General features: G+C 71.5%; 25 protein-coding genes. 7 read left to right on the top strand and 18 right to left on the bottom strand.

Going from position 1 to position 25,751, the window contains the following annotated elements; translation table 11 throughout:
* Window positions 1–105: 105 nt before the first annotated feature.
* Genes ASF45_RS21860 through ASF45_RS21870 form a run of 3 tightly spaced genes read left to right on the top strand, consistent with a single transcriptional unit; the run spans window position 106 to window position 3,335 of the window.
* On the top strand, window positions 106–1,308 hold the full coding sequence (locus ASF45_RS21860; RefSeq protein ID WP_056667846.1) for a CaiB/BaiF CoA-transferase family protein: 1,203 nt from the start codon (window positions 106–108) through the stop codon (window positions 1,306–1,308).
* A 12-nt stretch (window positions 1,309–1,320) separates the two neighbouring features.
* Window positions 1,321–2,352 carry an NAD(P)H-dependent flavin oxidoreductase gene (locus ASF45_RS21865; RefSeq protein WP_369802154.1) on the top strand — a complete coding sequence of 344 codons (1,032 nt, stop codon included), beginning with the start codon at window positions 1,321–1,323 and terminating at the stop codon, window positions 2,350–2,352.
* The gene (locus tag ASF45_RS21870) at window positions 2,349–3,335 is read left to right on the top strand and encodes a tripartite tricarboxylate transporter substrate binding protein (protein WP_056667851.1); all 987 of its coding nucleotides are present in this window, start codon (window positions 2,349–2,351) and stop codon (window positions 3,333–3,335) included. Before ASF45_RS21865 ends, ASF45_RS21870 begins: the two co-directional genes overlap by 4 nt.
* Before the next feature lie 16 nt (window positions 3,336–3,351).
* On the opposite strand, the gene ASF45_RS21875 is transcribed toward ASF45_RS21870, so the two are convergent.
* From ASF45_RS21875 to ASF45_RS21915, 9 genes are all read right to left on the bottom strand, one after another.
* Complete coding sequence (locus ASF45_RS21875) at window positions 3,352–4,488, bottom strand: acyl-CoA dehydrogenase family protein (RefSeq protein ID WP_056667854.1); 1,137 nt, start codon at window positions 4,486–4,488, stop codon at window positions 3,352–3,354.
* Window positions 4,489–4,562: 74 nt separating this feature from the next.
* Complete coding sequence (locus tag ASF45_RS21880; protein WP_056667858.1) at window positions 4,563–5,672, bottom strand: CaiB/BaiF CoA-transferase family protein; 1,110 nt, start codon at window positions 5,670–5,672, stop codon at window positions 4,563–4,565.
* Window positions 5,636–6,097 (bottom strand): Zn-ribbon domain-containing OB-fold protein, encoded by a 462-nt coding sequence (locus ASF45_RS21885; RefSeq protein ID WP_082551200.1) that lies wholly within the window; start codon window positions 6,095–6,097, stop codon window positions 5,636–5,638. Before ASF45_RS21885 ends, ASF45_RS21880 begins: the two co-directional genes overlap by 37 nt.
* Window positions 6,094–7,281: a hypothetical protein gene (locus ASF45_RS21890; protein WP_056667862.1), complete on the bottom strand. Its 1,188-nt coding sequence runs from the start codon at window positions 7,279–7,281 to the stop codon at window positions 6,094–6,096. Before ASF45_RS21890 ends, ASF45_RS21885 begins: the two co-directional genes overlap by 4 nt.
* Complete coding sequence (locus ASF45_RS21895; RefSeq protein ID WP_056667865.1) at window positions 7,278–8,561, bottom strand: CaiB/BaiF CoA-transferase family protein; 1,284 nt, start codon at window positions 8,559–8,561, stop codon at window positions 7,278–7,280. The genes ASF45_RS21890 and ASF45_RS21895 overlap by 4 nt, the downstream gene beginning before the upstream one ends.
* Window positions 8,562–8,575: 14 nt before the next feature.
* A complete protein-coding gene (locus ASF45_RS21900; protein ID WP_056667868.1) occupies window positions 8,576–9,544 on the bottom strand; it encodes a tripartite tricarboxylate transporter substrate binding protein in 969 nt (322 codons plus the stop codon).
* On the bottom strand, window positions 9,541–10,341 hold the full coding sequence (locus tag ASF45_RS21905) for a FadR/GntR family transcriptional regulator (RefSeq protein WP_056667871.1): 801 nt from the start codon (window positions 10,339–10,341) through the stop codon (window positions 9,541–9,543). Before ASF45_RS21905 ends, ASF45_RS21900 begins: the two co-directional genes overlap by 4 nt.
* A gap of 9 nt (window positions 10,342–10,350) precedes the next feature.
* Window positions 10,351–11,304 carry a PDR/VanB family oxidoreductase gene (locus tag ASF45_RS21910; RefSeq protein ID WP_056667874.1) on the bottom strand — a complete coding sequence of 318 codons (954 nt, stop codon included), beginning with the start codon at window positions 11,302–11,304 and terminating at the stop codon, window positions 10,351–10,353.
* 22 nt (window positions 11,305–11,326) lie between these two features.
* Window positions 11,327–12,649, bottom strand: coding sequence for a Rieske 2Fe-2S domain-containing protein (locus tag ASF45_RS21915; RefSeq protein WP_056667877.1), 1,323 nt, complete (start codon window positions 12,647–12,649; stop codon window positions 11,327–11,329).
* 209 nt (window positions 12,650–12,858) lie between these two features.
* Between ASF45_RS21915 and ASF45_RS21920 the strand changes: the two genes are divergently transcribed.
* The 3 genes from ASF45_RS21920 to ASF45_RS21930 are packed head-to-tail and all read left to right on the top strand — an operon-like array spanning window position 12,859 to window position 15,654.
* A complete protein-coding gene (locus tag ASF45_RS21920) occupies window positions 12,859–13,839 on the top strand; it encodes a tripartite tricarboxylate transporter substrate binding protein (protein WP_063887742.1) in 981 nt (326 codons plus the stop codon).
* A gap of 17 nt (window positions 13,840–13,856) precedes the next feature.
* Window positions 13,857–14,828: a nitronate monooxygenase family protein gene (locus ASF45_RS21925; RefSeq protein WP_056668761.1), complete on the top strand. Its 972-nt coding sequence runs from the start codon at window positions 13,857–13,859 to the stop codon at window positions 14,826–14,828.
* Window position 14,829: 1 nt separating this feature from the next.
* Window positions 14,830–15,654 carry an acyl-CoA thioesterase domain-containing protein gene (locus ASF45_RS21930; protein WP_056667883.1) on the top strand — a complete coding sequence of 275 codons (825 nt, stop codon included), beginning with the start codon at window positions 14,830–14,832 and terminating at the stop codon, window positions 15,652–15,654.
* A gap of 41 nt (window positions 15,655–15,695) precedes the next feature.
* Here the strand turns inward: ASF45_RS21930 and ASF45_RS21935 are convergent, their stop codons facing one another.
* The 8 genes from ASF45_RS21935 to ASF45_RS21970 form a co-directional block, all read right to left on the bottom strand.
* Window positions 15,696–16,670: a tripartite tricarboxylate transporter substrate binding protein gene (locus ASF45_RS21935; RefSeq protein ID WP_056667885.1), complete on the bottom strand. Its 975-nt coding sequence runs from the start codon at window positions 16,668–16,670 to the stop codon at window positions 15,696–15,698.
* A gap of 30 nt (window positions 16,671–16,700) precedes the next feature.
* Window positions 16,701–17,843, bottom strand: a complete 1,143-nt coding sequence (locus ASF45_RS21940) for an acyl-CoA dehydrogenase family protein (RefSeq protein WP_056667888.1) — start codon at window positions 17,841–17,843, stop codon at window positions 16,701–16,703.
* Complete coding sequence (locus ASF45_RS21945) at window positions 17,830–18,219, bottom strand: DUF6285 domain-containing protein (RefSeq protein WP_056667891.1); 390 nt, start codon at window positions 18,217–18,219, stop codon at window positions 17,830–17,832. Before ASF45_RS21945 ends, ASF45_RS21940 begins: the two co-directional genes overlap by 14 nt.
* Entirely contained in the window at window positions 18,216–19,211 is a 996-nt protein-coding gene (locus ASF45_RS21950; protein ID WP_056667894.1) for a phosphotransferase family protein, read from the bottom strand. Before ASF45_RS21950 ends, ASF45_RS21945 begins: the two co-directional genes overlap by 4 nt.
* Window positions 19,212–19,219: 8 nt before the next feature.
* Window positions 19,220–20,749, bottom strand: coding sequence for an acyl-CoA synthetase (locus ASF45_RS21955; protein ID WP_056667897.1), 1,530 nt, complete (start codon window positions 20,747–20,749; stop codon window positions 19,220–19,222).
* Window positions 20,750–20,835: 86 nt separating this feature from the next.
* Window positions 20,836–21,705 carry an enoyl-CoA hydratase-related protein gene (locus ASF45_RS21960; protein WP_056667901.1) on the bottom strand — a complete coding sequence of 290 codons (870 nt, stop codon included), beginning with the start codon at window positions 21,703–21,705 and terminating at the stop codon, window positions 20,836–20,838.
* Window positions 21,702–22,847 (bottom strand): acyl-CoA dehydrogenase family protein, encoded by a 1,146-nt coding sequence (locus tag ASF45_RS21965; protein WP_056667903.1) that lies wholly within the window; start codon window positions 22,845–22,847, stop codon window positions 21,702–21,704. Before ASF45_RS21965 ends, ASF45_RS21960 begins: the two co-directional genes overlap by 4 nt.
* 18 nt (window positions 22,848–22,865) lie before the next feature.
* The gene (locus ASF45_RS21970; RefSeq protein ID WP_056667906.1) at window positions 22,866–24,026 is read right to left on the bottom strand and encodes an acyl-CoA dehydrogenase family protein; all 1,161 of its coding nucleotides are present in this window, start codon (window positions 24,024–24,026) and stop codon (window positions 22,866–22,868) included.
* A gap of 139 nt (window positions 24,027–24,165) precedes the next feature.
* On the opposite strand from ASF45_RS21970, the gene ASF45_RS21975 reads away from it, so the two are divergent.
* Window positions 24,166–24,969 (top strand): FadR/GntR family transcriptional regulator, encoded by an 804-nt coding sequence (locus ASF45_RS21975; protein WP_063887743.1) that lies wholly within the window; start codon window positions 24,166–24,168, stop codon window positions 24,967–24,969.
* Between the two features lie 9 nt (window positions 24,970–24,978).
* Here ASF45_RS21975 and ASF45_RS21980 read toward each other — a convergent pair whose 3' ends face one another.
* A complete protein-coding gene (locus ASF45_RS21980) occupies window positions 24,979–25,749 on the bottom strand; it encodes an enoyl-CoA hydratase-related protein (protein WP_056667912.1) in 771 nt (256 codons plus the stop codon).
* Window positions 25,750–25,751: the final 2 nt, after the last annotated feature.

The raw sequence follows: 25,751 nt of genomic DNA on the forward strand, positions 1-25,751 counted from the left end.
AGTTGGAGTGGCTTGGCTGTCAATCCGCATGGACGCGCGTTTGCGCCAATCGGTCTGCGTTGAAGCGCCATCGCCACCGGCCGCGTGGATGCGCACACTGCGCGCATGACACCATTCAACGGGCTCAAGGTGCTGGACATCGGCAGCTTTGTCGCGGCGCCCATGGCAGCGACCATGCTGGCCGACTTCGGCGCAGACGTGGTCAAGATCGAACCGCCCGAAGGCGATGGCTACCGACGCATGCACCGGCTGCCGAATCTTCCGAAGAGCGAGCACAACTACGCCTGGGCGCTGGCAGCACGCAGCAAGCGCGCCCTCGTGCTGGACCTGAAGCAGCCGGCCGGGCGGGAGGTTCTGCACCGGCTGGTCGAAGCGACCGATGTGCTGGTCACGAACTACCCGCCGCAGGTCCGCGCGCGGCTCGGCCTGGCGTACGCGCAGCTGCGGGTGCTGAATCCGCGCCTGGTCTACGCATCGCTGACCGGCTACGGAGAAACCGGCCCCGACGCCAACAAGCCGGGCTTCGACGCCACCGCCTACTGGGCGCGCTCCGGCCTGGCCGACATGGTGCGCACCGATGCGCAGGCGCCGCCCGTGGCGCCGGCGCTGGGCATGGGAGACCAGCCGACCGCAGCCATGCTCTACGGGGCCATCGTGACCGCCCTGTACCGGCGCGAACGCACGGGGGAGGGCGCCGAGGTCACGTCCTCGCTGCTGGCCAACGGCATCTGGGCCAATGGCCCCATGCTGCAGGCCGCGCTGTGCGGTGCCGAGATCCGCTACCGGGAGCCGCGGGCCACGCCGCGCAGCGCGCTCAGCAACTTCTACCGTTGCCGCGACGGGCGCTGGTTCTCCATCGCCATGGTGGAGGAGGAAAAGCTCTGGCCGGAGATCGCGCGCCTGGTGGGCGTGGAGCCCTTGTTGGCCGACGAGCGCTTTGCCACCTTGCCGGCGCGGCGCGCCAACGCGCCGGCCCTGGTCGTCGAACTGGACCGCGCGTTCGCGCAGCACGACAGCGGCGAGTGGAGCAGGCGCTTCGAGGGCACGGCCACCACGGTCAGCGTGGTGGCGCGCATGGACGATGTGCAGCGCGACCCGCAGGCCCGCTGCAGCGGCGCACTGGTCGAAGGCGACGGCCTGGGCGGCACCACGCTCACGATCGACAGCCCGTTCCGGATCACCGGCGTCGACAAGCGCCGGCCCGCCCGCGCACCGGCCCTGGGCGAGCACAGCGAAGAGGTGCTGCGCGCGCACGGCTTCGACGCCGCGGCCATCGCATCGCTGCGGCGCCACGGTGTGATCGGCTGAAGCCGGATGCCCTTGCCCCCTTCCATCGCGAGCCGCCTGGCGCTGCCCTTGATCGCGGCGCCCATGCTGAAGGTGTCCGGCCCCGACCTGGTGATCGCGGCCTGCCGCAGCGGCGCCATCGGCGCCTTCCCGACCGCCAACGCCCGCAGCGAGGAAGCGCTGGACGACTGGCTCGGCCGCACCATGGATGCGCTGCGCGGTGTGGACGCTGGGGGGCGTGCCGCGGCGCCGTGTTGCCCCAACCTCATCATGCACCGGTCGCCCCAGGCCCTCGCGCGCGACATCGCATGCCTGGTGCGCCACCGGGTGGAGATGGTCATCACCAGCGTCGGGTCGCCCCAGCCCGTGGTGGCCCCGCTGCACGCGGCCGGCTGCCTGGTGTTCGCCGATGTGGCCACCGTGCACCACGCGCGCAACGCGGTGCAGGCCGGTGCCGATGGGCTGGTGCTGCTGAGCGCCGGCGCCGGCGGGCAGACCGGCTGGCTCAACGGGCTGGCGTTCGTGCGCGCGGTGCGCCGGTTCTACGCAGGACCGCTGGTGCTGGCCGGAGGCGTGTCCGACGGCGCGGCGCTGTGGGCGGCGCGCGCGCTGGGCTGCGACCTCGCCTACATGGGCACCCGCTTCATCGCCACCGACGAGTCCATGGCGGCGCCCGGCTACAAGCAGATGCTGGTGCAGTCCCAGGCCGACGACGTGCAGCTGACGCGCGCGTTCACCGGGTTGCCGGCCAACATGCTGCGTCCGTCCATCGTGGCGGCCGGGCTGGACCCGCAGGCGCTGGACGAGCGCATCGGACCGGAGCAGGCGCGCGCGCTGTTCGGCGCGGCGCGCGACACCTTCACGGACACGCAGCAGCGCGCCGGACCGAAGCGCTGGAGCGATGTCTGGAGCGCCGGCCACAGCGTCAGCGGGGTGGACGCCATCGTGCCCGTCGCGCAGCTGGTACAGGACACCGCGCGGGAGTACCACCAGGCCATGGCCAGCAGCGTCGCTCTGGCCGCCGAGGCCGCATCATCCTCGTTGTCGAAGGAGACATCCGCATGAACATCGGCCGCAGAACCGTCGTGGTGGCATGGGCCGCCGCAGTGGGCATGGGCGCTGGGATGGCGCGCGCGCAGCCCGGGGCCTATCCGAACCGCGCGATCCGGCTGGTGGTGCCGGTGTCGGCTGGCAGCTCGCTCGACGTGATCGCGCGCGAGTACGGCGAGCAGTTGCAGGGCGCGCTCGGCCAGCCCATCGTGGTGGACAACAAGCCCGGGGCCAACCAGTCGATCGGAATCGGCCATGTGGTGGCTTCGCCGGCCGACGGCTACACGCTGCTGCTGAGCACGACCGAGCTGGTGCGGGCGCCGCTCACCTTCCCGCACATCCGGTACGACCCGTTCAAGGAGTTCGTTCCGCTGGCGCACATCGCCTCGACCTCGATCTTCCTCGTGGTGCCGGCCAGCAGCCCGGCGCGCACGCTGCAGGAGCTGGTGGAGCTGTCGAAGAAGGCACCCAACCCGCTGAGCTACGGCACCATCGGCCATGGGTCGGGCCCGCATTTCTACGGCGAGATGATCGCCGTGCAGACCGGCGCGCGCCTGAGCGATGTGCCCTACAAGGGGGAAGTCCCCATGCTGCCCGACCTGCTGGGCGGGCGGCTCGATGCGGCCTGGGTCAGCGGCCTGCCTGCGGCCCAGTACGCGAAGGAAGGGCGGCTGCGGATCCTGGCAGGCGCCAGCCTGAGCCGGCGGGCCACCAGCCTGCCCGACGTGCCCACGCTTGCCGAGCTCGGGGTGCAGGGGACGGACATCGAGGGCTTCATCGGCTACTTCGTCGCCAGGGGCACCCCATCCGCCGTGGTCCAGCGGCTGTCGGCCGAGCTCGACCGGATCGCCGCCACCCCGCGCATGCGCCAGCGGATGGTGGAGCTGGGATTCGAGCCGCGCTCGGGCGGCACCGTGGAATCCTTCCAGGCCACCATGCAGGGCGTGCACGACGGCTGGAGCCGGGCCAACAAGCTGGTCAACATCAAGATCGAGTGAACCTGGAACCGTGGCGTCAGTGCAGCAGCTGCCGCGCAATCATGTTGCGGTGGATCTCGGAGGCGCCTTCGTAGATGCGCAGCACCCGCAGGTCGCGGTAGACGCGTTCGACCACGGTGCCGCGGCAGTAGCCCGAGCCGCCGAAGATCTGCAGCGCCTTGTCGGCGATGCGGCAGGCCGCCTCGGTGCAGATCACCTTGACCATGGAGGCCTTCAGGCGCGCATCCTCGCCCCGCGCGGCGCGCCACACGGCTTCCCACAGCACCATGCGCGCGGCGTGCAGGTCCATCGCCATGTCCGCGATCATGTGCTGGATGGCCTGGTGCTCGGCCAGCGCCTGGCCGAAGGTGACGCGGGTCTTGGCATGCTCGATGGTCTGTTCCAGCGCGATCGTGGCCGGCCCCAGCGCCTGGCAGCCCACGTTCAGTCGGCCCTCGTTCAGGCCCGACATGGCGTAGCCCAGGCCGCGGCCTTCCTCGCCCAGCAGGTGGCTGGCGGGTATGCGGCAGTCGGTGAACGTGACCTCGCACAGGCTGTCGTCCATCCAGCCCATGGTGGGCATGGTGCGCGTCACCTGGAAGCCCTGCGTGCGGGTGTCCAGCAGGAAGGCCGAGATGCCGTTCTTGCCCTGGCTGCGGTCGGTGGAGGCGAGCACCGTGACGCTCTGGCAGTGGTTGGCGTTGGAGATGAAGATCTTGCTGCCGTTCAGCACGTAATGGTCGCCGTCGCGCACGGCGGTGGTGCTCATCCGGGCGGCGTCGGAGCCCGCATGCGGCTCGGTGATGGCGATGCAGTTGCGCGAGGTGCCGGCGGCGATGCCGGGCAGCCACTGCCGCTTCACCTCCTCCGAACCATGGTCCACGATGATGTGCACGCCCGGGCCCAGCGCGGAGCGCACGAATGGCCAGAACTGCGGCGGCAGCCGGCCCAGCTCGAGCTGGATCGCGGTGCTGGTGATGCGGTCCAGCGGGTTGCCGCCATAGGCCTCGGGGATGGACATGCCGTAGAAGCCCATCGCGCGCAGCGCGTCCTCGACCGCGTCGGGCACCTGGCCGGTGGCGTGGTACTGGGGCTCGAGCTGCAGCAGCTCGTCGACGACCTTGCGTGTGGCGGCCTGCATCTCGGCGGCGTCGGGGGGGAGGTTGAAGTCCATGGGTCTCTCTGTGGGATGGATACCCAATGGTAAATGGTTGGACCAATGAGATCAACCCCGAAGCCACGCCCGGTTCAGCCGGCGGGCCAGCGCCCCAGGACGGCTTCGACCGTGCTGGCTTGCGTGGGCGCCAGCCCTTGCACCTGCGACGGCGTGCGCGAGAAGCGCGGCGCCGGTGCCGGCTGCACCACGCCCTGCACGTCGACGAACGCCGCGCGCGCGCGGTTGTGCGGGTGCTCGCACGCCCGGCTGAGCGGCAGCACGGGCGCGAAGCAGGCGTCGCTGCCTTCCAGCAGTTCGCACCACTGGGCCTGGGTGCGCATGGCGAACAGGCGCTCGAACTCGGCGCGCAGCGCGGGCCAGGCCGCGCGGTCGCCCTGCGATCCGCGCAGGTGCTCGGCCACGCCGATGCGCTCGCACAGCTGCGCGAAGAACTGCGGCTCGATGGGCCCGATGCTCACGTACTCGCCGTCGGCCGTGCGGTAGCTGCCGTAGTAGGGCGCGCCGCCGTCCAGCAGGTTGCTGCCGCGCTGCTCCACGAAGCTGCCGCGCAGCGCCATCGTGGCGAAGGTGCTCATGAGCGAGATGGTGCCGTCGGTGATGGCGGCATCGACCACCTGGCCGCGGCCCGAGCGCTGGCGCTCGTGCAGCGCCGCCAGGATGCCGCTGACCAGGTACAGGCTGCCGCCGGCGTAGTCGCCCACCAGGTTCAGCGGCGGGCTCGGTGGCCCGTCCTTCGGGCCGATGGCGTGCAGCGCGCCGGTCAGCGCGATGTAGTTGATGTCGTGGCCGGCCGCCTTGGCCAGCGGGCCGGTCTGGCCCCAGCCGGTGATGCGGCCGTAGACCAGGCGCGGGTTGAGGGCCGCGACCGCGTCGGGCCCCAGGCCGAGCCGTTCCATCACGCCGGGGCGAAAGCCCTCGACCAGCACGTCGGCCTGTGCCAGCAGCGCCAGCACCTGGGCGCGCGCGGCCGGGTCCTTCAGGTCGGCCTGCACCACGGAACGGCCGCGGCCGACGATGTTCTGGCGGTCGCCCAGCTTCCTGTCGGGCCGGTCGACGGTGACGACATCGGCGCCCATGTCGGACAGCAGCATGCAGGCGAAGGGGCCGGGGCCGATGCCGGCGAATTCGACGACGCGCAGGCCGGTCAGCGGTCCGGCGGGGTGCAGGGGGGAATGGTCCATTGCAGCAGGGTGTGGGGAAAGGGTTGGGAATGGTGTTCGAAGACACCGGTGACGGGCGCGCCGATGTGCACCTGCTGCAGCGGGTCGCCGAGCAGGTTGCCCAGCATGCGCAGGCCGCCGGCGTCCGGCAGTTCGACCAGCACCACGAGGTAGGGGCCGTGGCCCTTCAGGCAGGCATGCGAGGGGTGCCAGACGCGCTCCCAGCTGAAGATGCGCCCGTGCGGCGCCACGTCGACCCAGGCCGGATCGAAGGCATGGCACTTGTGGCAGATCCATTCGGGGCCGAACTGCCAGGTCTGGCAGTGCGTGCAGCGCTGCACGCGCAGCCGGCTCTCGCGCAGGCCGTCCCAGTAGGGCTTGGAGAGGTCGTCGGATTCGGGCACGGGCGCGGGCAGTCCGGGCGGCAGGTAGGTCGTCGTGCTCACAGCGTGTTCTCCGATCCCAGGAGCAGGTTGCTGGCGGGCGACACCATGGGGCCGCCGATCACCAGCGCCACGTCGCTGCGGCGGGCCTGGCTGGTGGAGGTACCGCGCACCTGGCGCACGGCCTCCAGCACCAGCTCGAAGCCGTGCATGTAGCACTCGGCCAGGTTGCCGCCGCTGGTGTTCAGCGGCAACCGGCCATCGGGGGCCAGCAGGTTCTCGGTGCGCAGGAAGTCGTTGGCCTCCTCGGGCGCGAAGAAGCCGTGCTCGGCCAGCGCCATGACCACGCCGCCCGTGAAGTTCTCGTAGCTCTGCACCACGCCCACATCCTGCGGGCCCAGGCCGGCCATGCGGTACAGGTCGGCGGCCACGCCGCTGTAGTTGGCGCTGGCGTAGCGCGGTGCGGCATGGGGCGATGCCGCGGCGCGGTGCTCCGCGCCGGTCGCCGTGCCCAGGATGTAGGCCGGCTTGGGCGCCAGCGTGCGCGCGCGCTCGGCCGACACCAGCAGCACCGCGGCGGCGCCGTCGTTCTCCATGCAGCAGTCGAACAGCCGCAGCGGCTCGACGATCCAGCGCGCCGCGTCGTAGCGGGCTTCGTCCAGCGGCTTGCCGTGCATCACGGCGCGGGGGTTGGCCTGCGCATGGTGGTAGGAGGCCATGGCGATGGCCCGCAGCGCCGGCCGCGCGATGCCGTGTTCGTGCAGGTAGCGCTGCACGCGCATGGCGAACTTCTGCGGCGGTGCCAGCACGCCGTAGGGCATCTGGTAGGCCATGTCGCCGCTGACGGTGGGCTCGCCACCGCCCTGGCCGAAGCGGCCGAACTGGCCCTGGGCCAGGCCGCGGTAGACCACCACGCAGTCGGCCAGGCCGGCGTGGATGGCGGCCGCACCGTTCGCCACGGCGGCGCAGCAGCCCCCACCGCCGCCGCCCCACTGCATGGTGGCCGAGCGCAGCTGGCGCACGCCCAGCGCGGCCGCCAGGCGTGCCGGGTCGCTGCGGTCGTTGCTGTACGAGGCGAAGCCGTCCACCGTGCGCGGGTCGATGCCCGCGTCCTGGCAGGCTGCCAGGATGGCCTTGAGCACCAGCTTGAACTCGGGGTCGGGCGAACCGCCGTGCTTGTAGTACGGCGTCTCGCCGATGCCCGCCACGGCGACCCGGCCGCGCAGCGTGCGCGCCGCTGTGCTCATCGCGCCGTGGCCGTGGCGATGGCGCCGGCCTGCGCCAGCGCGGCGATGCGCTCGGCGCTGTAGCCCAGCCTGTCGCGCAGGATCTGCTCCGTGTGCTGGCCGATGTCGGGCGCGGCCACGGGGTCGGCCACCGGGGTGGCCGAATAGCGGATCGGCGAGGCCACGTTGGGCACCCAGCCGTGTTGCGGGTGGGCCACGCGGCTCACCAGGCGGCGCTCGGCCGCCTCGGGCGAGCGCAGCGCCTGGCCCACGCTGCGCACCTGGCCGCAGGGGATGGTGGCAGCGCGCATGCGCGGCTGCCAGTGGCTCCACGGCTGCCGGGCGAAGGCTTCGCCGAGGATGGCGAACAGCTCCTCGCGGCGGGCGATGCGTCCCTTGGGCGTGGCGTATTCGGGCGCGGCGGCCAGGTCGGGCCGTTCCATCACCTGGGTCATCAGGCGCTGGAAGATCTTGCTGTTGCCGCAGTTGATGTAGAAGGCGCCGTCGCTGGCATGGAACACGCCCGACGGGCAGGTGTCCGGGCTGGTGTTGCCATGGCGCTGCGGCTCCTCGCCGCTGAACAGGTGCTGTACGCTGGCGTAGCCTGTCATCAGCACGGCGTTGTCGAACAGCGCCACGTCCACCTGCTGGCCGATGCCGTGGCGCTCGCGCGCCATCAACGCGCCCAGGATGGCGTTGCCGGCCATCATCGCGGTGCTGATGTCCATGACCGGCGACAGCGCGCGCACGCCTTCGCGGTCGGCGTAGCCGTTCATCGAGACGAAGCCGCTCTCGACCTGGGCGATGGGGTCGAATCCCAGGCGGTCGGCGAACGCGCCTTCGCGCCCGTAGGCCGAGACCGAGGCATAGACCAGCCGCGGGTTCTGCGCTTTCAGGCTCTCGTAGCCCAGGCCCAGGCGGTCCATCACGCCGGTGCTGAAGTTCTCGGCCACCACGTCGGCGCCGGCGATCAGCTCGCGCGCGATCTGCTGGCCGTCCAGGCTCTTGAGGTCCAGCGCGATGCTCTGCTTGTTGCGGTTGCACCAGAGGTAGGGGCCGCCCAGCGTGGGGTCGTCGGGATGGGCCGGGGGGTAGTAGCGGTAGGCGTCGCCCTGGCCAATGGCCTCGACCTTGATGACCTCGGCGCCCATGTCGGCCAGGATCATGGTGGCCAGCGGGCCGGCGATGAAGTGGGTGAAGTCCACCACGCGGAGGCCGGCCAGCGGCAGCGGCGCGCCGGCAGGGCGTGGCTGGTGTTCGGGAAAGTCCGCCAGGCGGCTCTGGATGTCGTTGCTGTGCATGTCGTCTCGGTGTTTCACATCTCGATGCGGGCGCCCTGGATCACGGGCTTCCACTGCTGGATCTCGTCCTTGATCAGGTTCTCCATCTCGGCCGGCGTGCTGCTGCGTGCCTCCACGTTGCGGCCGGTGAAGAGCTTGTGGATTTCCGGCCGTGCCACGGCCGCGACCACCGCCGCGTTCAGCTTCTGGACGATCTCGTCGGGCGTGCCCTTGGGCGCGAGCAGGCCGAACCAGGCCGCGCTCTTGAAGCCCGGCAGCGCGTCGGCGATCGCGGGCACGCCGGGCACCACGGGCGTGGCCTTGAGCGTGCTCACGCCCAGGTACTTGACCTTGCCGGTGGCCAGCATGGTGGCGCCGTCCAGCCCGGTCACGAAACTGGCCTGCACCTGCCCGCCGAGCATCGCGGTGGTCAGCGGTGCGCCGCCGTTGTAGGGCACGTGCACCAGGCGGATGCCGGCGGCCGTGTTGAAGTATTCGCTCGTGAGGTGCGAGAACGAGCCGTTGCCCACCGATCCGATGTTGAGCTTGCCGTCCTGCTTCTTGACGTAGGCGACGAACTCCTGGACGCTGCCCGCCGGCAGATCGGCCGGCACGGCCAGGATCATGGGCGTGAACGCCACGGTCGAGATCGGGCGGAAGTCGCGCACCTCGTCGTACGGCGTCTTGCGCATCAGGGACAGCAGGGCGCTGGGCCCGCTGTTGCCGAAGACCAGCGTGTAGCCGTCGGGCGCGGCCTTGGCCACCATGTCGGTGCCGATGGCGCCACCCGCGCCCGGGCGGTTGTCGATGATGACGGGCTGGCCCAGCGCCTCGGCCAATGGCTGCTGCACGGCACGCGCCAGCTGGTCGGTGCTGCCGCCGGCCGCGTACGGCACGATGACGCGGATGGGCTTGCTGGGGTAGGTCTGCGCGGCGGCCGGCAGGGCGACGGCCAGCAGGGCGAGTGCCAGCGCGTGGCGGCGAAGGATGCGGGACTGGGTCATGTCGGTTTCTCGTGGGGATGGGGAACGGAAGAGCGGCGTGGATCAGGGGGCGCTGGCTGGTCGCCGGGGCTGTCGAGCAACTGGTGCCAGTGGCGGCTGGCGCGGTGCATGTGCCCCAGCACCAGCGCCTGGGCGGCGGCCGTGTCGCGCCGTTCGATGCACGCGATCATCTGCCGGTGGTCGGCAGCCGAGGCCGCGCCTTCGGCCCGGTCCTGGAACCAGACGGTGCGCCGGCCGGCCGTGAACTCGTAGAACGCGTTCAGCACCCGCACCAGCACCGAGTTGTGGGTGGCGTCGGCCACCGCCAGGTGGAACTGCGTGTCCTGCCCGGCGATGTTGCCGCCCTCGGCCAGCAGCTGCTCGGTGCGCTGCTGGATGCCATGCAGGCGCTGCAGGTCGGCATCGCTGCGGCGTTGGCAGGCCAGGCCGGCGGCGAGCACCTCCAGGTGGGCCCGCACCTCGGTGGTTTCGGCCACCTCGTTCGGCGTCGGCGTCTCGCCCAGGCCGGTCAGCATGACCAGCGCCTCGAAGCTGCTTTCCTTGGCCATGTGGCGCAGGTAGATGCCCGAGTTGGGCCGCGAATCGACCACGCGCAACGCCACCAGCGTGGCCAGTGCCTCGCGCACGGCATTGCGGCCGACGCCCAGGCGCTCGGCGAAGTCGCGTTCGGACGGCAGGCGGTCGCCCGGCTGCAGCCGCCGTTCGCGCAGGTAGTGCACGATGCCGACCATGGCGGGTTGCGCCGGCAGCTTCGCAGGCGGGGCGTCGTGGGCCATGGAGGAAGCGTCTGCCAGCATGCGTGCGCCTCAGAGGTCCAGCACCAGGGTCGGCGAGCGGGCGCCCGAGCAGCACACCATGATGGCGTCGTTGCAGGCCTTTTCGTCGTCGGACAGGTAGTCGTCGCGGTGGTCGGGCGTGCCGTCGACCACGCGCGTGCGGCAGGTGCCGCAGACGCCGGCCGAGCAGGCGTACTGCACGTCCACGCCGTGGTCCAGCAAGGTGTCCAGGATGGTTTTGCCTTCGGGCACCGTGAAGCGGTGGCCACTGCGCTGCAGCACCAGTTCGAAGCCGCCCGCGGTGGCGGCCGCGCTGCTGGCGGCGAAACGCTCGGTGTGCACCTGCGCGGCGGGGCGGGCGGCGCAGGCGGCGACGAACGCGTCGATCATGCGCGCCGGGCCGCAGCAGTACAGGTGCGCCTCGGGCGGCGCGGCGGCCACGATGGCCGACAAGGGCATGCGCGCCTCGCCGCTGTCGCCCAGGTACAGCTGCACGGCCTGCGCACCGGCGTCCAGTGCGGCGAGTTCGTCCACGAAGGCCGCGGTCCGTGCCGAGCGCGCCGCATAGTGCAGCTGCCAGGGCCGCTGTCCGCGTTGGCGCTGGCGAGCCATGGACAGCAGCGGCGTGATGCCGATGCCGCCGGCGATCAGCACCGCCGGTGCCGCGGTGTCGGCCAGCGCGAAGTCGTTCGACGGGGCGCCGGCCTGCAGCACGTCGCCCACGCGGGGCCGGGTGTGCATCCAGGCCGAGCCGCCGCGGCCTTCCTTGTCGTGCTGCACGGCGATCACGTAGCGGTGCGTCTCGGCCGGGTCGTTCAGCAGCGAATAGCTGCGCACCATCTGCTCGGGCAGGTGCAGGTCGATGTGCGCACCGGCCGTGAAAGCAGGCAGGGCCTGGCCCGTGGCCGACACCAGCTCGTAAGAGGCGATGTCCTCCGCCTCCAGCCGGATCTGGCGCAGGCGCAGCTTGAGCAGGTCGTTCACGTGCGTGTTCCGTCGCCGAGGCTCACAGCGCGTAGCCGAAGTCTTCGCCCAGGCGGGCCGTCATCGCCAGCTTGCCGCCGTCGTCCTTCCACGATGCGCTGGCCGGCAGCGTGAGCGAGACCGCGCGCACCATCCACAGCGCGGGGTCGTCGTAGCGGGGCGGCTTGACGCCCTCGGCCGACAGCTTGCGCACACTGTCCAGCAGCAGGCGGCGGGTCATGGCGATGCCGGTGTCGCTGATGCCCAGGTGCTCCTTGGAGCGGTCGTAGATCGGCGCCACGCCGGACTGGCAGGCGGCGTCCTGCACCCACAGGCCGGGCAGGCCGGAGAACCAGGTCTTGGTCTGCGCGTCGTAGTTGAACAGGAAGCCGGTCTCGTTGTTGAACTTGGTCCAGTACTTGGCGAACGGCTGCGTCGGCGGGCGTGGCACGTAGGCGTCCTGGCTGGGATGCCCGGTCTCGCGGCCGGCGTGGCCTTCCACGAACAGCTTGCGCGTCTTCTCGTAGAACGGCGTGACCGGCGTGTACGAGAACATGATGCACAGCGTGTGGTGGTCGTCCAGCGGCACCCAGGCATGGCCGCTCAGCTCGGGGTACTTGGACTGTGGCGGCACCAGCGTGTAGAAGGGCAGCAGGAACTGGTTCACGCGCCAGTAGTGGGTGTTCTCGTCCAGCACGCGGCGCGAGGCCACGCTCATGCCGAAGTCCTGCTTCTGGCATTCGAAGATCGGGCGCAGGTCGCGCTTGGCCACCCATTCGCTGATGGCGCCCTGCGCGTCGATGCGGCCGTGCAGGATGGCCGCGTGGGCCGAGTCGATCTCGCCTTCCACCGCCTGCAGCCAGTTGCACTCCTGCACGCGGAAGCTCACGTGCACGTTCTCCTGCGGTACCAGGTTCCATTCCATGTCGGGCAGGGGGGGCGGGGCGTCCTGGTCGGGGCCCATGTAGGCCCAGACCATGCCGTTGCGCTCGGTGCAGCGGTAGTGCTTGAGGCGGGTCTTCTCCTTCAGGCGGGTGTCGGCCGGCTCGGCCGGCATGTCCAGCACCTTGCCGTCCACGCCGAACTTCCAGCCGTGGTAGACGCAGCGCAGGCCGCAATCCTCGTTGCGGCCGAACACCAGCGGCGCGCCGCGGTGCGGGCACGCATGGTCCACCAGCCCGAGCCGGCCTTCGCTGTCCTTGAAGGCCAGCAGCTCCTCGCCCAGCAGGCGCACGCGCTGCGGCTGGCCGCCGGGCGGCAGGTCGGTGCTGGGCAGGAAGGGCAGCCAGTACAGGCGCATCAGCTGGCCCATCGGGGTGCCGGGGCCGACACGCGTGAGGCGTTCGTTGTCTTCGGTGGTGAGCATGGTCGGTTCTCGTGGTCAGGGTGGATCGGGGTGGATCGGGGTGGCCTTGGGGCAGTCCCAGGCGCTGGTTGGCCAATGTGGTTCTACCAATATTATTATCATTGGTTGGGCCAATTAAGAGAAATTTGAAGCCGACCGTCGCTGCGCGTTGACGGCCGGACGCATGCTGCCGACAATTGTTTATTGGTTGAACCAACAACGGAGACATCATGCGAACCTTCTTCCCGAGAACCGTGGCCGTGGCAGTGACATGGGCGCTGGCGTTGCTGGGCGGCGCGGCCCAGGCACAGGAGGCACCGTTCCCCTCCAAGCCCGTGCGCTTCGTGATTCCCACGGCGGCCGGCGGCAACCTGGACGTGCTGGCGCGGCTGGTGGCCGAGAATGTGGGCGCGGCCTGGGGACAGCCCGTGATCGTGGAATCCAGGGCCGGCGCCAACAGCATCGTGGCCACGTCCTACGTGGCCAAGAGCGCGCCCGACGGCTACACCGCGCTGTTCACGCTGAGCGGCTTCGTGCAGAACCTGGTGCTGCAGGCGAACCCGCCCTACAAGGCGGCCGACCTGGCGCCGGTCTCGCTGGTGGCCTGGTTCCCGATCGCCCTGGCGGCGAATGCGGACCTGCCGGCGCGCGACCTGGGCAGCGTGGTCGCGCTTGCCCGGCGCAAGCCGGGCGCGCTGTCGTTCGGCAGCTACGGCGCCGGTTCGGCGGGGCACATCATCGGCGAAGGCTTGAACAAGGCGGCCGGCATGCAGATCAAGCATGTCGCCTACAAGGGCGAGGCGGCGGCCTTTCCGGACCTGGCGAGCGGACAGATCGAGCTGGCCTACGGCTCGGTGGGCTTCTATGCCCGGCAGGCCGGCACGGGCCGGGTCCGCATCCTGGCGGTCGCCAACCCGCAGCGGCTCAAGACCTTCCCCGACGTGCCGACCCTGGCCGAGGCCGGCTACCCCGACGTGAACCTGCCCGGCTGGGGCGGCGTGTTCCTGCCGGCGGGCACGCCGCAGGCCATCGTCGACAAGTTTGAACGCGAAGTGCGCCGCGTGACGCTGCTGCCCGACGTGCAGGCGCGCATCCTGGAGCTGGGGTTCGAGCCGGTGGGCAGCAGCGCCGCCGAGTTCTCCACCACCATCGCCGAAGACCTGCAGAAATGGGGCGCGGTGGTGCGCGCCAACAACATCAAGCTGGAGTGAAAGAGAAGATGAACACCATGGATACCCGCGTGAGCCGCCTGCTCGGCATCCGCATTCCCATCGTCCAGGGCGGGATGCAATGGGTCGGCCGCGCCGAGATGGCGGCCGCCGTCAGCAACGCGGGCGGCCTGGGCACGCTGAGCGCGCTGACCCAGCCCACGCCCGAAGACTTGGGCCGCGAGATCGAACGCTGCCGGCGCCTCACGGACCGGCCCTTCGGCGTGAACGTCACCATGCTGCGCTCGACCCAGGCGCCCCCCTACGACCGCATCTTCGCCACCATCGTCGAGCACGGCGTGCGCGTGGTCGAGACCGCCGGCAACGTGCCGCAGGAGGTGTTCGACCGGCTGCGCGGCGCCGGTGTCGCGGTGGTCCACAAGTGCACCTCGGTGCGCCACGCGCTGGCCGCCCAGGAGCGCGGGGTCGACATCGTGAGCATCGACGGCTTCGAATGCGCCGGCCACCCGGGCGAGGACGACGTGCCGGGCCTGGTGCTGATTCCCGCCGCGGTGCGCGCGCTCAAGGTGCCGGTGATCGCCTCGGGCGGCATCGCCGATGGCCGCGGCATGGCCGCCGCACTGGCGCTGGGCGCCGAGGGCGTGAACATGGGCACGCGCTTCGTCGCCACGCGCGAGGCATCGGTGCACCAGAACATCAAGGACGCGCTGGTGGCGGCGCAGCAGACCGACACGCGGCTGATCTTCCGCACGCTGCGCAACACCGCCCGGGTGCTGTCCAACGCGGTCTCCGAGGAAGTGCTGGCGCTGGAGCGCCGGCCCGGCGGCTGCAGCTTCGACGATCTGCGCACGCTGGTGGCCGGCGCCCGCGGGCAGGCGGCGCTGCAATCCGGGCAGGTGGACGGCGGCGTGGTCTGGGCTGGCCAGGTGGTCGGCCTGATCGACGACATCCCGTCTTGCGAGGAACTGCTCGCGCGCATGGTGTCCGAGTGCCGCGAGAGGCTGTCGGCCGCGCTGGCCCTCGCTGCCTGACATGGCGGCCGTCGACCTCGGCTGGCACACGGCCAGCGTTCCCTTCATGCGCACGCTGGGCGTGTGCTGGGAGGGCCAGGATGCGGCCGGCATCCGCATGCGCCTGCCCTGTGCCCCGGCCGTGCTGGATGCGGCCGGCACGGCGGTAGACCTGCGTGCCGTGGTGGCGCTGCTGGACCAGGCCGGCGGCGCGGCGGTCTACGCCGCGCTGCCGTCGGTGGCCGCCGCCACGCTGGAGCTGCGCGTGGATGTGCTGGGTTCGCCCGAGCCAGGGCAGGACGTCTGGGCGCACGCCTGCGTGCATGCGCAGTCCCACGGCAGCGCGCTGGTACTGGGCCAGGCCGCGTCAGGGTCGCTGGACGCGGCCGCCTTCATGCGCATGACGGCGCGCTACATCGTCGGCAGTGGGCCGGGCCAGGCGCCGGCCGATGGCGTCTACCTCGCGCGCCGCGCGCAGGCGGTCGCCCGCTTCGCCGCCGCCGGGGCACCTGCCGCGGGCGGCTTCGACGGGACCCTGGACGGGGCGGCCACGCCAGGTGGGTGGACGCTGCCGTTCGCCGAGCGGCTGGTCGGCTCGGTCACTTTGCCGGCGCTGCACGGCGGTGTGGTCGGCGCCGGGCTGCTGACGGCCGCAGTGCGGGCCGGGTGCGCGTCGCCGGCGCAGCGCCTGTCCGCCATGACGGTGCGCTACCTGCGCGCGGCCAGGGCCGAAGCGTCGATGGTGACGGCACGGCTGGCGAAGGGGGGCGCCCGGGCGTCGTTCGTGCAGGCACGGCTGGTGCAGGGTGAGCGGCTCGTCGCAACGGCGCACTGCTTGTTCGGCTGAACGGCACGGCGGCCCGACGCCGCCAGGCGCTGCCGCGCCGCTCAACCCGTCAGCTTCACACGTCCGTCGTCCACAAGCTTCTTGGCGATCGCCAACTGCTCGGCCATGAAGCCCGCCAGCTTCTCCGGTGGCCAGGCGACCGGCTCGAAACCCAGTTCCAGCAGCTTGGGCTGGATGTCGGGCAGCAGCAGGATGCGGTTGATCTCCGCGCCGAGCTTGTGCAGCACCGGTTTGGGCGTCGCGGCGGGCGCCAGCAGCGCGGCCCAGCCCGGCAGGTTGACACCGGGCAGGCCGGACTCGGCGAAGGTCGGCACGTCCGCGTAGAGCGGAAAGCGCGACGGGCTGGCCACCGCCAGCGCCTTGATCTTGCCGGCGTAGCGCGAGACGCCGCCCAGCGAGACCACGGCCGCGTCGACCTGCTCGCCCAGCAGGTCCTGCAGGGCCGGCGCTTCGCCCTTGTACGGCACATGCACCATGTCGACGCCGGCCGCCGCGTTGATCTGCTCGCCCACGAAGTGCCCGCCGGAGCCTGGCCCGTAGGAGGCATAGCTGAACTTGCCGGGCCGCCGCTTGACCAGGGCCACGAACTCCTGCACGGTGTTGACGTTGAGCGAGGTGCGCACGCCCAGCGCGATGGGTGTGACCGCCATCATGCTGACCGGTGCCAGCTCGCTGAGCTTGTAGGGTGTGTTCGCCTGCAACACCAGGTTGGTCAGCAGCGCGCTGTAGCCGAGCAGCAGCGTCTGCCCGTCGGGCGGCTGCTTGGCGACATAGCCTGCCGCGATGGCGCCGCTGGCACCGGCCTTGGATTCCACGATGGCCGGCTGGCCCCAGGCCTCGGTCAGCTTGGCCCCGATCAGCCGCATCATGGTGTCGTGCCCGCCGCCGGCAGGCGTCGGGATGATGAAGCGGACCGGGCCGCTGGGGTAGGGCGCCTGCGCCCGCGCTGCGGGCCAGGCCGTGGCGGCCAGCAGTGCCAGCGCCGATTGCAGTGCGTCGCGTCGTGTGGGGTTCATCGTTGTCTCCAATGTCATGGGGAAGGGGGCTCAGGACCGCATCAGCTCGCGCGCGATCACCACGCGCTGGATCTGGTTCGTGCCCTCGAAGATCTGGTTCAGCTTGGCGTCGCGCATCATCTTTTCGACCGGGTAGTCGCGCACGTAGCCGTAGCCGCCGAAGACCTGCACGGCGTCGGTGGTGACCTTCATGGCCACGTCGCTGGCGAAGCACTTGGCCATGCTGGCGAAGATCGGCAGCTGGGCCCAGTCCTCGGCGTCGCCCAGGCGCGCGCACTCGTAGGTCAGCGCGCGCGCCGCCTCGATCTGCATCTTCATGTCGGCCAGCATGAACTGGATGCCCTGGAATTCGATGATGGCGCGCTTGAACTGGCGGCGTTGCTTGGCATAGTCCAGCGCCGCGTCGAACGCGCCCTGCGCCAGGCCGACCGAGGCCGCGGCGATGGCCGGGCGGTTCAGGTCCAGCGCGCGCATGGCCGAGCGGAAGCCCTGGCCCTCGGCACCCAGCATGTGGTCCACCGGCACGCGCACGTTGTCCAGGTGGATGGGCACGTTGATCGTGCCCTTCATGCCCATCTTGCGTTCGTTGCGGCCGAAGCTCAGGCCCTTGGCGTTCTTCACGTCGACGATGAAGGCGCTGATGTCGCTGGCGCCGGCCCCGTCGCCGGTCTTGGCGAACAGCATGAGGTAGTCAGCGCGGCTGCCGAAGGTGCACCACTGCTTCTGGCCGTTGATGACGTAGTGGTCGCCTTCGCGCACGGCGCGCGTGCGCATGCCGCCCACGTCCGAGCCGCAGTCGGGCTCGCTGATCGCGATCGCGGTGACGGTGCGGCCCCGGGCCAGCAGGGGCAGGTAGTGCTGCTTCTGCGCCTCGCTGCCGAAGTGCATGATGGGCAGCGCGAACATGGTGTTCATGCCGGCCATCAGCGCGCAGGATTCGGACACGCGCGCGATCTCCTCGCGCGCCAGGCACACCATGGTCAGGTTGGCGCCGGGGCCGCCGTAGGCCTCGGGCACCCACAGCTGCAGCAGCCCCATGTCGCCGTAGACCTCGATCAGCTCTTCGGGGAAGCGGTCGTTCTCGTCGATCTCGGGGGCGATCGGCGCCACGTGGTCCTGCACCAGGCGGCGCACGCCGTCGCGGAACGCGGCTTGTTCTTCACTCAGTTGCATGCTCGGGGCCTTGGTGTTGGTGTTGGTGTTGGTGCGCGGTCCAGCGCGGGTTGTTGATGGCCAACGCCTCGCGCAGCGACTGGCGCAGGTGCTGCACCAGCTCCGGCGCGTGCAGCGGCATGGCGCCCGATGCGATGGCATCGTGCAGGGCCCGGTTCAGCGTGGCGGTGTCGCCCTCGCGCTGCAGCAGGGCGCGCAGGCGCGCGCCGGCCGCGGCGTCGTGCGCGGGTGCCAGTTCGGCCTCGCGCAGCGCGGTGCGCAGCACGTTCGCGGCGATGCGCGTCTGGAACCGGTGGTAGCCGTCCAGCGTGGGCAGCAGTTCGTGCTCCAGGTAGTCGGCCGTGGCCTGCAGCAGCGCGGTGGCGGGCGGGATCATGGCGCGGTCTCCAGCAGCGACAGGAAGTCCCAGAGCGGCTCTTCCAGGCGACGGCCGACCGCGCAAAGCTCCAGGCTGGCGGGCCGGCCGTCGGCGCGCGCGCCCAGCCCGCGGCGCACGCATGCGATGGCCCACTTGAGGTTGCCGAACGCCTCCCAGAAGCGCACGCGCGCCGGGTCCACGGGCGCGCCGCCGGCGGCTTCGTAGGCGGCGTACAGGTCCTCGCGCGTGCCGAAGCCGCCCACCTCGCCGGCTCCACCGAAGCGCCAGGTCCGCATGCACAGCACGCCCAGGTCCTGCATCGGGTCGCCGATCCGCGCGATCTCCCAGTCCAGCACGCAGCGCAGGCCCTGCTGGTCGACGATCAGGTTGCCGTTGCGGAAGTCGGCATGCACCACCCGCGCATCCCACTGCGTCGGCAGGTGCTGGCCGACCCAGCGCAGTGCGTAGGCCAGCGCCGGGTGGGCGATGGCGTGGTCGCGCAGCAGCCCGCCGTAGATCGCCAGTTCGTCGGCCGGCGCCAGCCGGGCCAGGAAGGGCAGGTCGGCCGTCGGCATGCGGTGGATGGCGGCCAGGGCCTCGCCGCACTGGCGGGCGAGCCGCCCGCGCGCGGCGGCAAAGGCGCCGTCGCGGGCCAGCTTGCGGCCCATGGTCTCGCCGGCCACGTGCCCGGTGACGTAGCCCGGCCCCAGGCCGTGCTGCGGCTGCAGCACGAGGCGCACCACGGGTGCCGGCACGCCGGCCTGGCGGGCCGCGCACATGAGCGCGGCGTCCTGGCCGGCGTCCAGCCGGGGCGGATGGCCCGGCGGTGCGGCCCGGGCGGCCGAGCGTTGCAGGATCAGCGCCTCGCTGCTGCCGGGCAGGCACCAGTCGAAGCACCAGGTCTCCTTCGTGGCCCCGCCGGTCAGGCGGCGCAGGCCGCGCACTTCGCCCGCCGGCCCGGCGCCGCGCAGCGCGGCCGCCAGCGCCGCCTCGATCTCCGCGGGCTGCATGCCGGCGTTCAAATGCTGCGGCCTGCGCCTTGCCAGAACGGCTCGCGCAGGCGGCGCTTGAAGATCTTGCCGCTGTCCTCGCGCGGCAGCGCGGCGTGGAAGTCGATGCGCCGCGGCAGCTTGTACTTGGCCAGCCGGGGCTCCAGGTAGGCGCGGATGTCCTGGGCGGTCAGCGTGGCGCCGGGCACGGCCTGGACGGCCGCGGCCAGGGATTCGCCGAACTCGTCGTCGGGAATGCCGAACACCGCGCAGTCCTGCACGCCGGGGCATTGCAGCAGCACCATCTCGATCTCGGCCGGGTAGATGTTGGTGCCGGCCGAGATGACCATGTCGGAACGGCGGTCGCACAGGTACAGGCGCTCGTCCTTCAGGTAGCCGACATCGCCGCAGCTGATCAGCCCGTCGCGTTCGACGCCGGCGCGCTTGGCCTCGTGGTTCAGGTAGGTGAAGTCGGCATACGCCGGCACGCGCATGTAGATCTCGCCGATCTCGCCCGCGGGCACGGGCTGGCCGTCCTCGCCGTAGAACGCGATGCGCGTGCCCGGCGTGGGCACGCCCACGCTGCCGGGGTGGGCCAGCCAGTCCTGCGGCGTGGCCAGCGTGGCGGTGCCGACCTCCGAGCCGCCGTAGGTCTCGTAGACCACCGGGCCCCACCACTCCATCAAGGCCTTCTTGACTTCCACGGGGCAGGGCGCGCCGGTGTGCGTGACCCAGCGCAGCGAGCTCACGTCGTAGCGCGCGCGCACCTCGGCCGGCAGCTTCAGCAGCCGCACGAACATGGTGGGCACCATCACGGCGTGTGTCAGCCGGTGCCGGGCGATCAGGGCCAGCGTTTCCTCGGGGTCGAACTTGGACTGCAGCACCAGCACCTCGGCGTTCGGCAGCGCCTGGCGGCCGTAGGCATTGGGCGAGGCGTGGTACAGCGGGCCCGCCACCAGCGCCCGCACGCCGGGCGTCACGCCGTACACGCTGGCGATCAGCGCGACATAGGCGGCCGCCTGCTCGGGCGTGGCCGCTTCGCGTTTCACGCCCTTGGGGTGGCCGGTCGTGCCGGAGGTGTAGATCATGGTTGCGCGGCTGCGCTTGGGCGGGCCGTCCCAGGGGCTGAAGCCGGCGCACCAGTCGTCCCAGCGCAGGTCGCCCGGCTGCGGCTGCGCCAGCGCCTCGGAGATGCCGTAGCGCTGCTGCACCTCGGGCGGCGTGGGCACGACCAGCAGCTGCAGTCCGGCCGGCAGCTGGCCACGCAGCGGCGCGACCAGGTCGGCATGGGCCACCAGCACCTTGGGCCGGGCGTCGCCAAGCACGTACAGCACTTCCTCGGCCTTGCCGTGCCAGTTGATCGGGACGCAGTAGGCGCCGAGTGCGGCGGCGGCCTGCTGGCCTTCGAAGAACGCGAAGTCGTTGCGCAGCAGCAGTGCGACGAAGTCGCCCTCGCCGACGCCCAGGGCGTCCAGGCCGGTGGCGGCGCGGCGGGCCTGCAGCAGCACGGCGTCGCGCGCCATGGCGCGTTCGTCCAGATAGATCAGCGGGGTGGGCATGGGGCTTGTCTCTGAATTCAATGGTAGTACCAAATAATATCTTCTCGCCTGGCCCGCCGCAAGCGGGTACCGGCGCGCGGGTGGCGTCAGGGCGCGTCGAACGCCGGCTCTGTCCACCAGGGGTAGGACGGCGGCATGTCCGCGGTGGCCGTGCCCGTGAAGCGGGGCGGGCGCTTGTCCAGGAAGGCGCGCACGCCTTCGCGCGCATCGGCTGCGGCGCCGCGTTCGGCGATCAGCCGGCTTTCGACGCGGTGCGCCTGCATCGGATGGGCTGCGCCCAACATGCGCCACATCAGCTGGCGCGTGAGGGCCACGGAGACCGGGGCGGCGTGCTCCGCGATCTCGCGCGCCAGCGCCTGCGCGCGTGGCAGCAGGTCGGCGGACGCCAACACCTCGCTGAGCAGGCCGCCAGCCATGGCTTCGCGGGCCGTCAGCAGGCGGCCCGACACTGTCCAGGCGAGCGCGTTGCCGATGCCCGCCACGCGCGGCAGGAACCAGCTGGCGCAGGCGTCGGGCACGATGCCGCGGCGCGCGAACACGAAGCCCAGCCTGGCGTCCTCGCTGGCGATGCGGATGTCCATGGGCAGCAGCATCGATGCGCCGATGCCCACGGCGGCGCCATTGACGGCTGCGATCAGCGGCTTGTGGCTGGCGAACAGCCGCAGCGCCAGCACGCCGCCGCCGTCGCGCCCTGGCGCGGCATCGGCGGGCCGCGCCGCCGGGTCGAAGGCCGTGTCCCCGGCCGACAGGTCGAAGCCGGCGCAGAAGGCGCGCCCGCTGCCCGTGAAGACCACGGCGCGCACGGCGTCGTCGGCATCGGCCAGATCGAGCGCGCGGCACAGCTCGTCGCGCATGGCGGCCGTCATCGCGTTCAGCACCTGCGGCCGGTGCAGCGTGACGGTCAGCACGCCGCCCTCGCGCTGCAACAGCAGGGTGTCGAAGCGCGGCAGGATCACGCGCGCGGGCCCCAGGCGTCCGCGAGCCGCGCGGCCTGGGCGGCGCTGTCGCCGAACAGCTGGTCCAGCACGTGGATGCGCCGCAACGCATGGCCGACGGCGTACTCCTCGGTCATGCCGATGCCGCCGTGGATCTGCACCGCGTTCTGGCAGAGCTGCCGGGCATGCCGGCCGATCACCAGCTTGGCGCGCAGCAGGTCGGCCGCGGCGTCCGGGCTGCCGGGCCGGTCGGCCGCGATGGCGGCGGCCATCGCCATGCTGCGCGACATTTCCAGGCCCACCTGCATCTCGGCGGCCTTGTGGCGCAGCGCCTGATTCTGCCCGATCAGGCGGCCGAACTGCTGGCGCGTGTTCAGGTAGTCCACCGCGAGTTCGAAGGCCAGTTCCATCGCGCCCAGCATGTCGGCGCAGACCGCCGCCAGGCCGGCGTTCAGCGTGCCCTGCAGCGCTGCGTCGGCGAGCGCGTGGTCGTGCGGGTCGCCGAGCGGCTGGGCGGCGGCGCCGTCCAGGATCAGCTCGGCCGCGGGCGTGTCGTCCACGAGGCGGTAGCCCCGGCGCTGCAGGCCGGCGGCACCGGCATCGACCACGAACAGCGCGGTGCCGCGCGCGGCGTCCGGTGCCCCGTCGATGCGCGCGCTGACGACGAGGTGGTCCGCCGTCTCGCCGTGCAGCACGTGGCTCTTGCGCCCGGTCAGCGTCCAGTGGCCGGCGCGCTGCGTGGCCTGGGTCGCGACCCAGCGGCTGGCGTGGCGCGCGTCCGCCTCGTCGTGCGCCCAGGCCAGCAGCCGCTGGCCGGCGGCGGCGGGCGCGAGCAGCCGCGCCTTGGCGGCGCTGTCGCCGGCCAGCTGCACGGCCGTGGCGCCCAGCACGCTGGACGACAGCACCGGTTCCAGCAACAAGGCATGGCCGCAGGCCTGCAGCACCGGCAGCCGGTCGACCGCACCGCCGCCGAAGCCGCCATGGGCTTCGTCGACGCACAGCGCGGTGACGCCGAGCTCGGCCAGGTGCCGCCACAGGCTGCGCTGGAAGCCGTCGGCCGTGGCCACCGCGGCCCGGCGTTGCTCGAAACGGCCATGGTCGGCCAGCAGGCGGCGCACGCTGTCCTGCAGCTGCGCTTGCTCTTCATTGAGTTCGAAGTTCATCTGTGCGTGCCTTCCGTGTCAGCCGAGGAGCGTCTTGGCCAGGATGTCTTTCTGGACCTCGCTCGTGCCGCCGTAGATGGAGGCCGCGCGCGAGTAGAAGTAGCGCGGCACCAGGGGGCCGGCGTCCAGGTCGTCCAGCGGGCGGCGTTCCAGCCCGGCCGGGCCGGCCAGGCGCGCCAGCAGTGCCCCGATGTCCTGCTGCAGCTCCACGCCCTTGAGCTTGAGCACCGAGGCGAAGCTGGGCAGCGCCTCGCGCGCGCTGTCGGTCAGCAGGAAGCGCCAGTTGGTGATCTCCAGCGCGCGGATCTCCGCGTCCAGGGTGGCGAACTCGCTGCGCAGCTGCGGCGCGTCGATCAGGCGCCGGTGGCCCTCCTGGGTCTTCTCGGCGATCTCGCGTGCGAAGTCCAGCCGCTCGCGGCACAGGCCGACGTTGGCGATGCCGGTGCGCTCGTTGCCCAGCAGGAACTTGGCGCAGTTCCAGCCCTTGTTCTCCTCGCCCACGAGGTTGCCGACCGGCACCCGCACCTCGTCGAAGAAGACTTCGTTGAGATGGTGGTCGCCGTCCAGCGAGACGATGGGGCGGATCGTGATGCCCGGGCTCTTCAGGTCGATCAACAGGAAGGAAATTCCCTCCTGCTTGCGCGCCTGGCTGTCGGTGCGCACCAGCGCGAACACCCAGTCGGCCATGTGCGCGGTGGTGGTCCAGATCTTCTGGCCGTTGACGATGTAGTGCTCGCCCTCGCGGCGCGCCGCGGTGCGCAGCGAGGCGAGATCGGAGCCCGAGCCGGGTTCGGAGAAGCCCTGGCAGAACCACAGGTCCAGGTTGGCCAGTTTGGGCAGGAAGAAGTTGCACTGCTCGGGCGTGCCGAACTTCATCAGCACCGGGCCGAGCATGGTCACGTTGAACACCTGCGGCAGCGGCGCAGGCGCGCGGTACAGCTCGTCCATCAGGATCAGGCGTTCCATCTGGCCCAGCTCGGCGCCGCCGTAGCGCTTGGGCCAGTGCGGCGCAGCCCAGCCGCGTTCGTTCAGGATGCGCTGCCAGGCCACGGTGTCCTGCTTGCGCGGGGGGTGGCCCAGTCGCAGGCGCTCGCGGATGTCGTGCGGCAGGCGCTGCTGCACGAAGCTGCGCACCTCGTCGCGGAACGCCTCCTGTGCAGGGGTCATGTTCAAGTCCATCGGGTCTCCAAGGCAGATTGCTTCGCCGAAAGTGTAGCGATGAAGTTCAATAGGTTCAACCAATAAAATATTGGATGCGCGGCGGATGTCGGGTAGTACGATGTGCGGCACAACAAACGTGTTCCGAACCTCGCCTCCTATGCCCGATTCCAAAGATGCTCCAGCCCTCGCGACGACCGGCGGGCCCATGTTCCAGCCGGTGCGCACGCGCCGAACCTTCGAGGCGGTGTGCGATGAGATCCGCCGCCAGATCTCCAATGGAACCCTGCAGCCCGGCCACCGTTTGCCCGGCGAGCGGGAACTGGCCGAGCAGTTCGACATCAGCCGCAGCGGTGTGCGCGAGGCGCTGCGCAGCCTGGAGGTGGCCGGCCTGGTCGAGGCGCGCACCGGGGTCCATGGCGGCTTCTTCATCAACACCCGCCAGCCCGAGGGCCTGGCCCAGGCGGTGCGCGACATGGTGTCGCTGGGCCAGATCCCGACCACCAGTGTGACCGAGGCGCGCATCGAGCTGACCTGCGTCGCCATCCGGCTGGCCTGCCAGCGCGCCACCGATGCCGAGTTCGACGCCATCGAGGCCGACATCGATTTCCACGCGGCGCTGTTCCGCGAAGGCGGCGGCTCGCGCAACACGCGCTCGGTGGGCGAGTTCTACCGCCTGCTGGCGCGGGCCACGCACAACGACGTGATCGTGATGCTGGTCGATGCGCTGTCGGAGATCGTGCGCAGCCTGCTCGCGCGCATCGACCCCAAGCCGCGCGAGGACATCATCCAGGTGCGGCGCAAGGTCCTGCGCCACCTGCGTGCGCGCGACGCGGACAAGGCCTGCGCCGCGATGGCCGAGCACCTGAACAACCTGAACGACTACCTGGAAGAGCAGAGCCGGGCGCGTGCCGCCGCGGCTGCGGCGCCGCGGCGGCCTGCACGGCGCGCACCGCGCGGCTGAAGGGGGCGTTCAGCGGCCTGACCAGACTGGCGCGCGCTTCTCGAAGAAGGCGCGCAGGCCTTCGGCGAGGTCGTCGCTGCTGCGGATGCGCGCCAGGGCCTGCTCCGTGGCCTGCCACCCGGCCGCGTCGGCCACCGCCAGCAGACCGTTCATCGCGCCCAAACAGGCCTGGACCGACAGGGGCGCGTTCGCCGCGATCTGTGCAGCCAGTGCCTGTGCCCGGGCCAGGGTGTGTCCGGGCTGCGCGAGATGGTTCACCAGGCCCAGCACGTGGGCGCGCGCCGCGTCCATGGGCTGGCCGGCCAGCACCAGCTCGCGGGCGGTGTGCGGCGGAAGCGCCTGGAGCGCACGGAACAGGGCGCCACAGGTGGGCAACACGCCGCGCTGCACCTCCGGCAGGCCCAGCCGTGCGTCGTCCGCCGCCACGACCATGTCGCAGGCCAGCACGATCTCCAGCCCGCCGCCGAGGGCCATGCCTTCGACGGCGGCGATCAGCGGCTTGCGCCGGTGGCGGCGGATGAGACCGTACTCGCCACCGCGGGCGGTGGCGTAGTCGCCGCGCGACGCCAGATCGCTGCCGGCGCAGAAGAACGTGGGGCCGCCGGACAGCACGCCCACACGCAGATCCGGGTTGTCGTCCAGCGTGTTCAGCGCCGCGTCCAGCGCATCGGCCATGGCGCGGTCGATGGCGTTGCGCTTGTGCGGGCGGTCCAGGGTGATGGTCCAGATTGCGCCGTCGCGCGCGGTGTGGACGGTGCTGGGCGGGTGGGGCGCGTGCATGG

Source organism: Pseudorhodoferax sp. Leaf265 (assembly GCF_001422365.1).
In the GTDB taxonomy this organism is placed as follows: Bacteria; Pseudomonadota; Gammaproteobacteria; order Burkholderiales; family Burkholderiaceae_C; genus Pseudorhodoferax.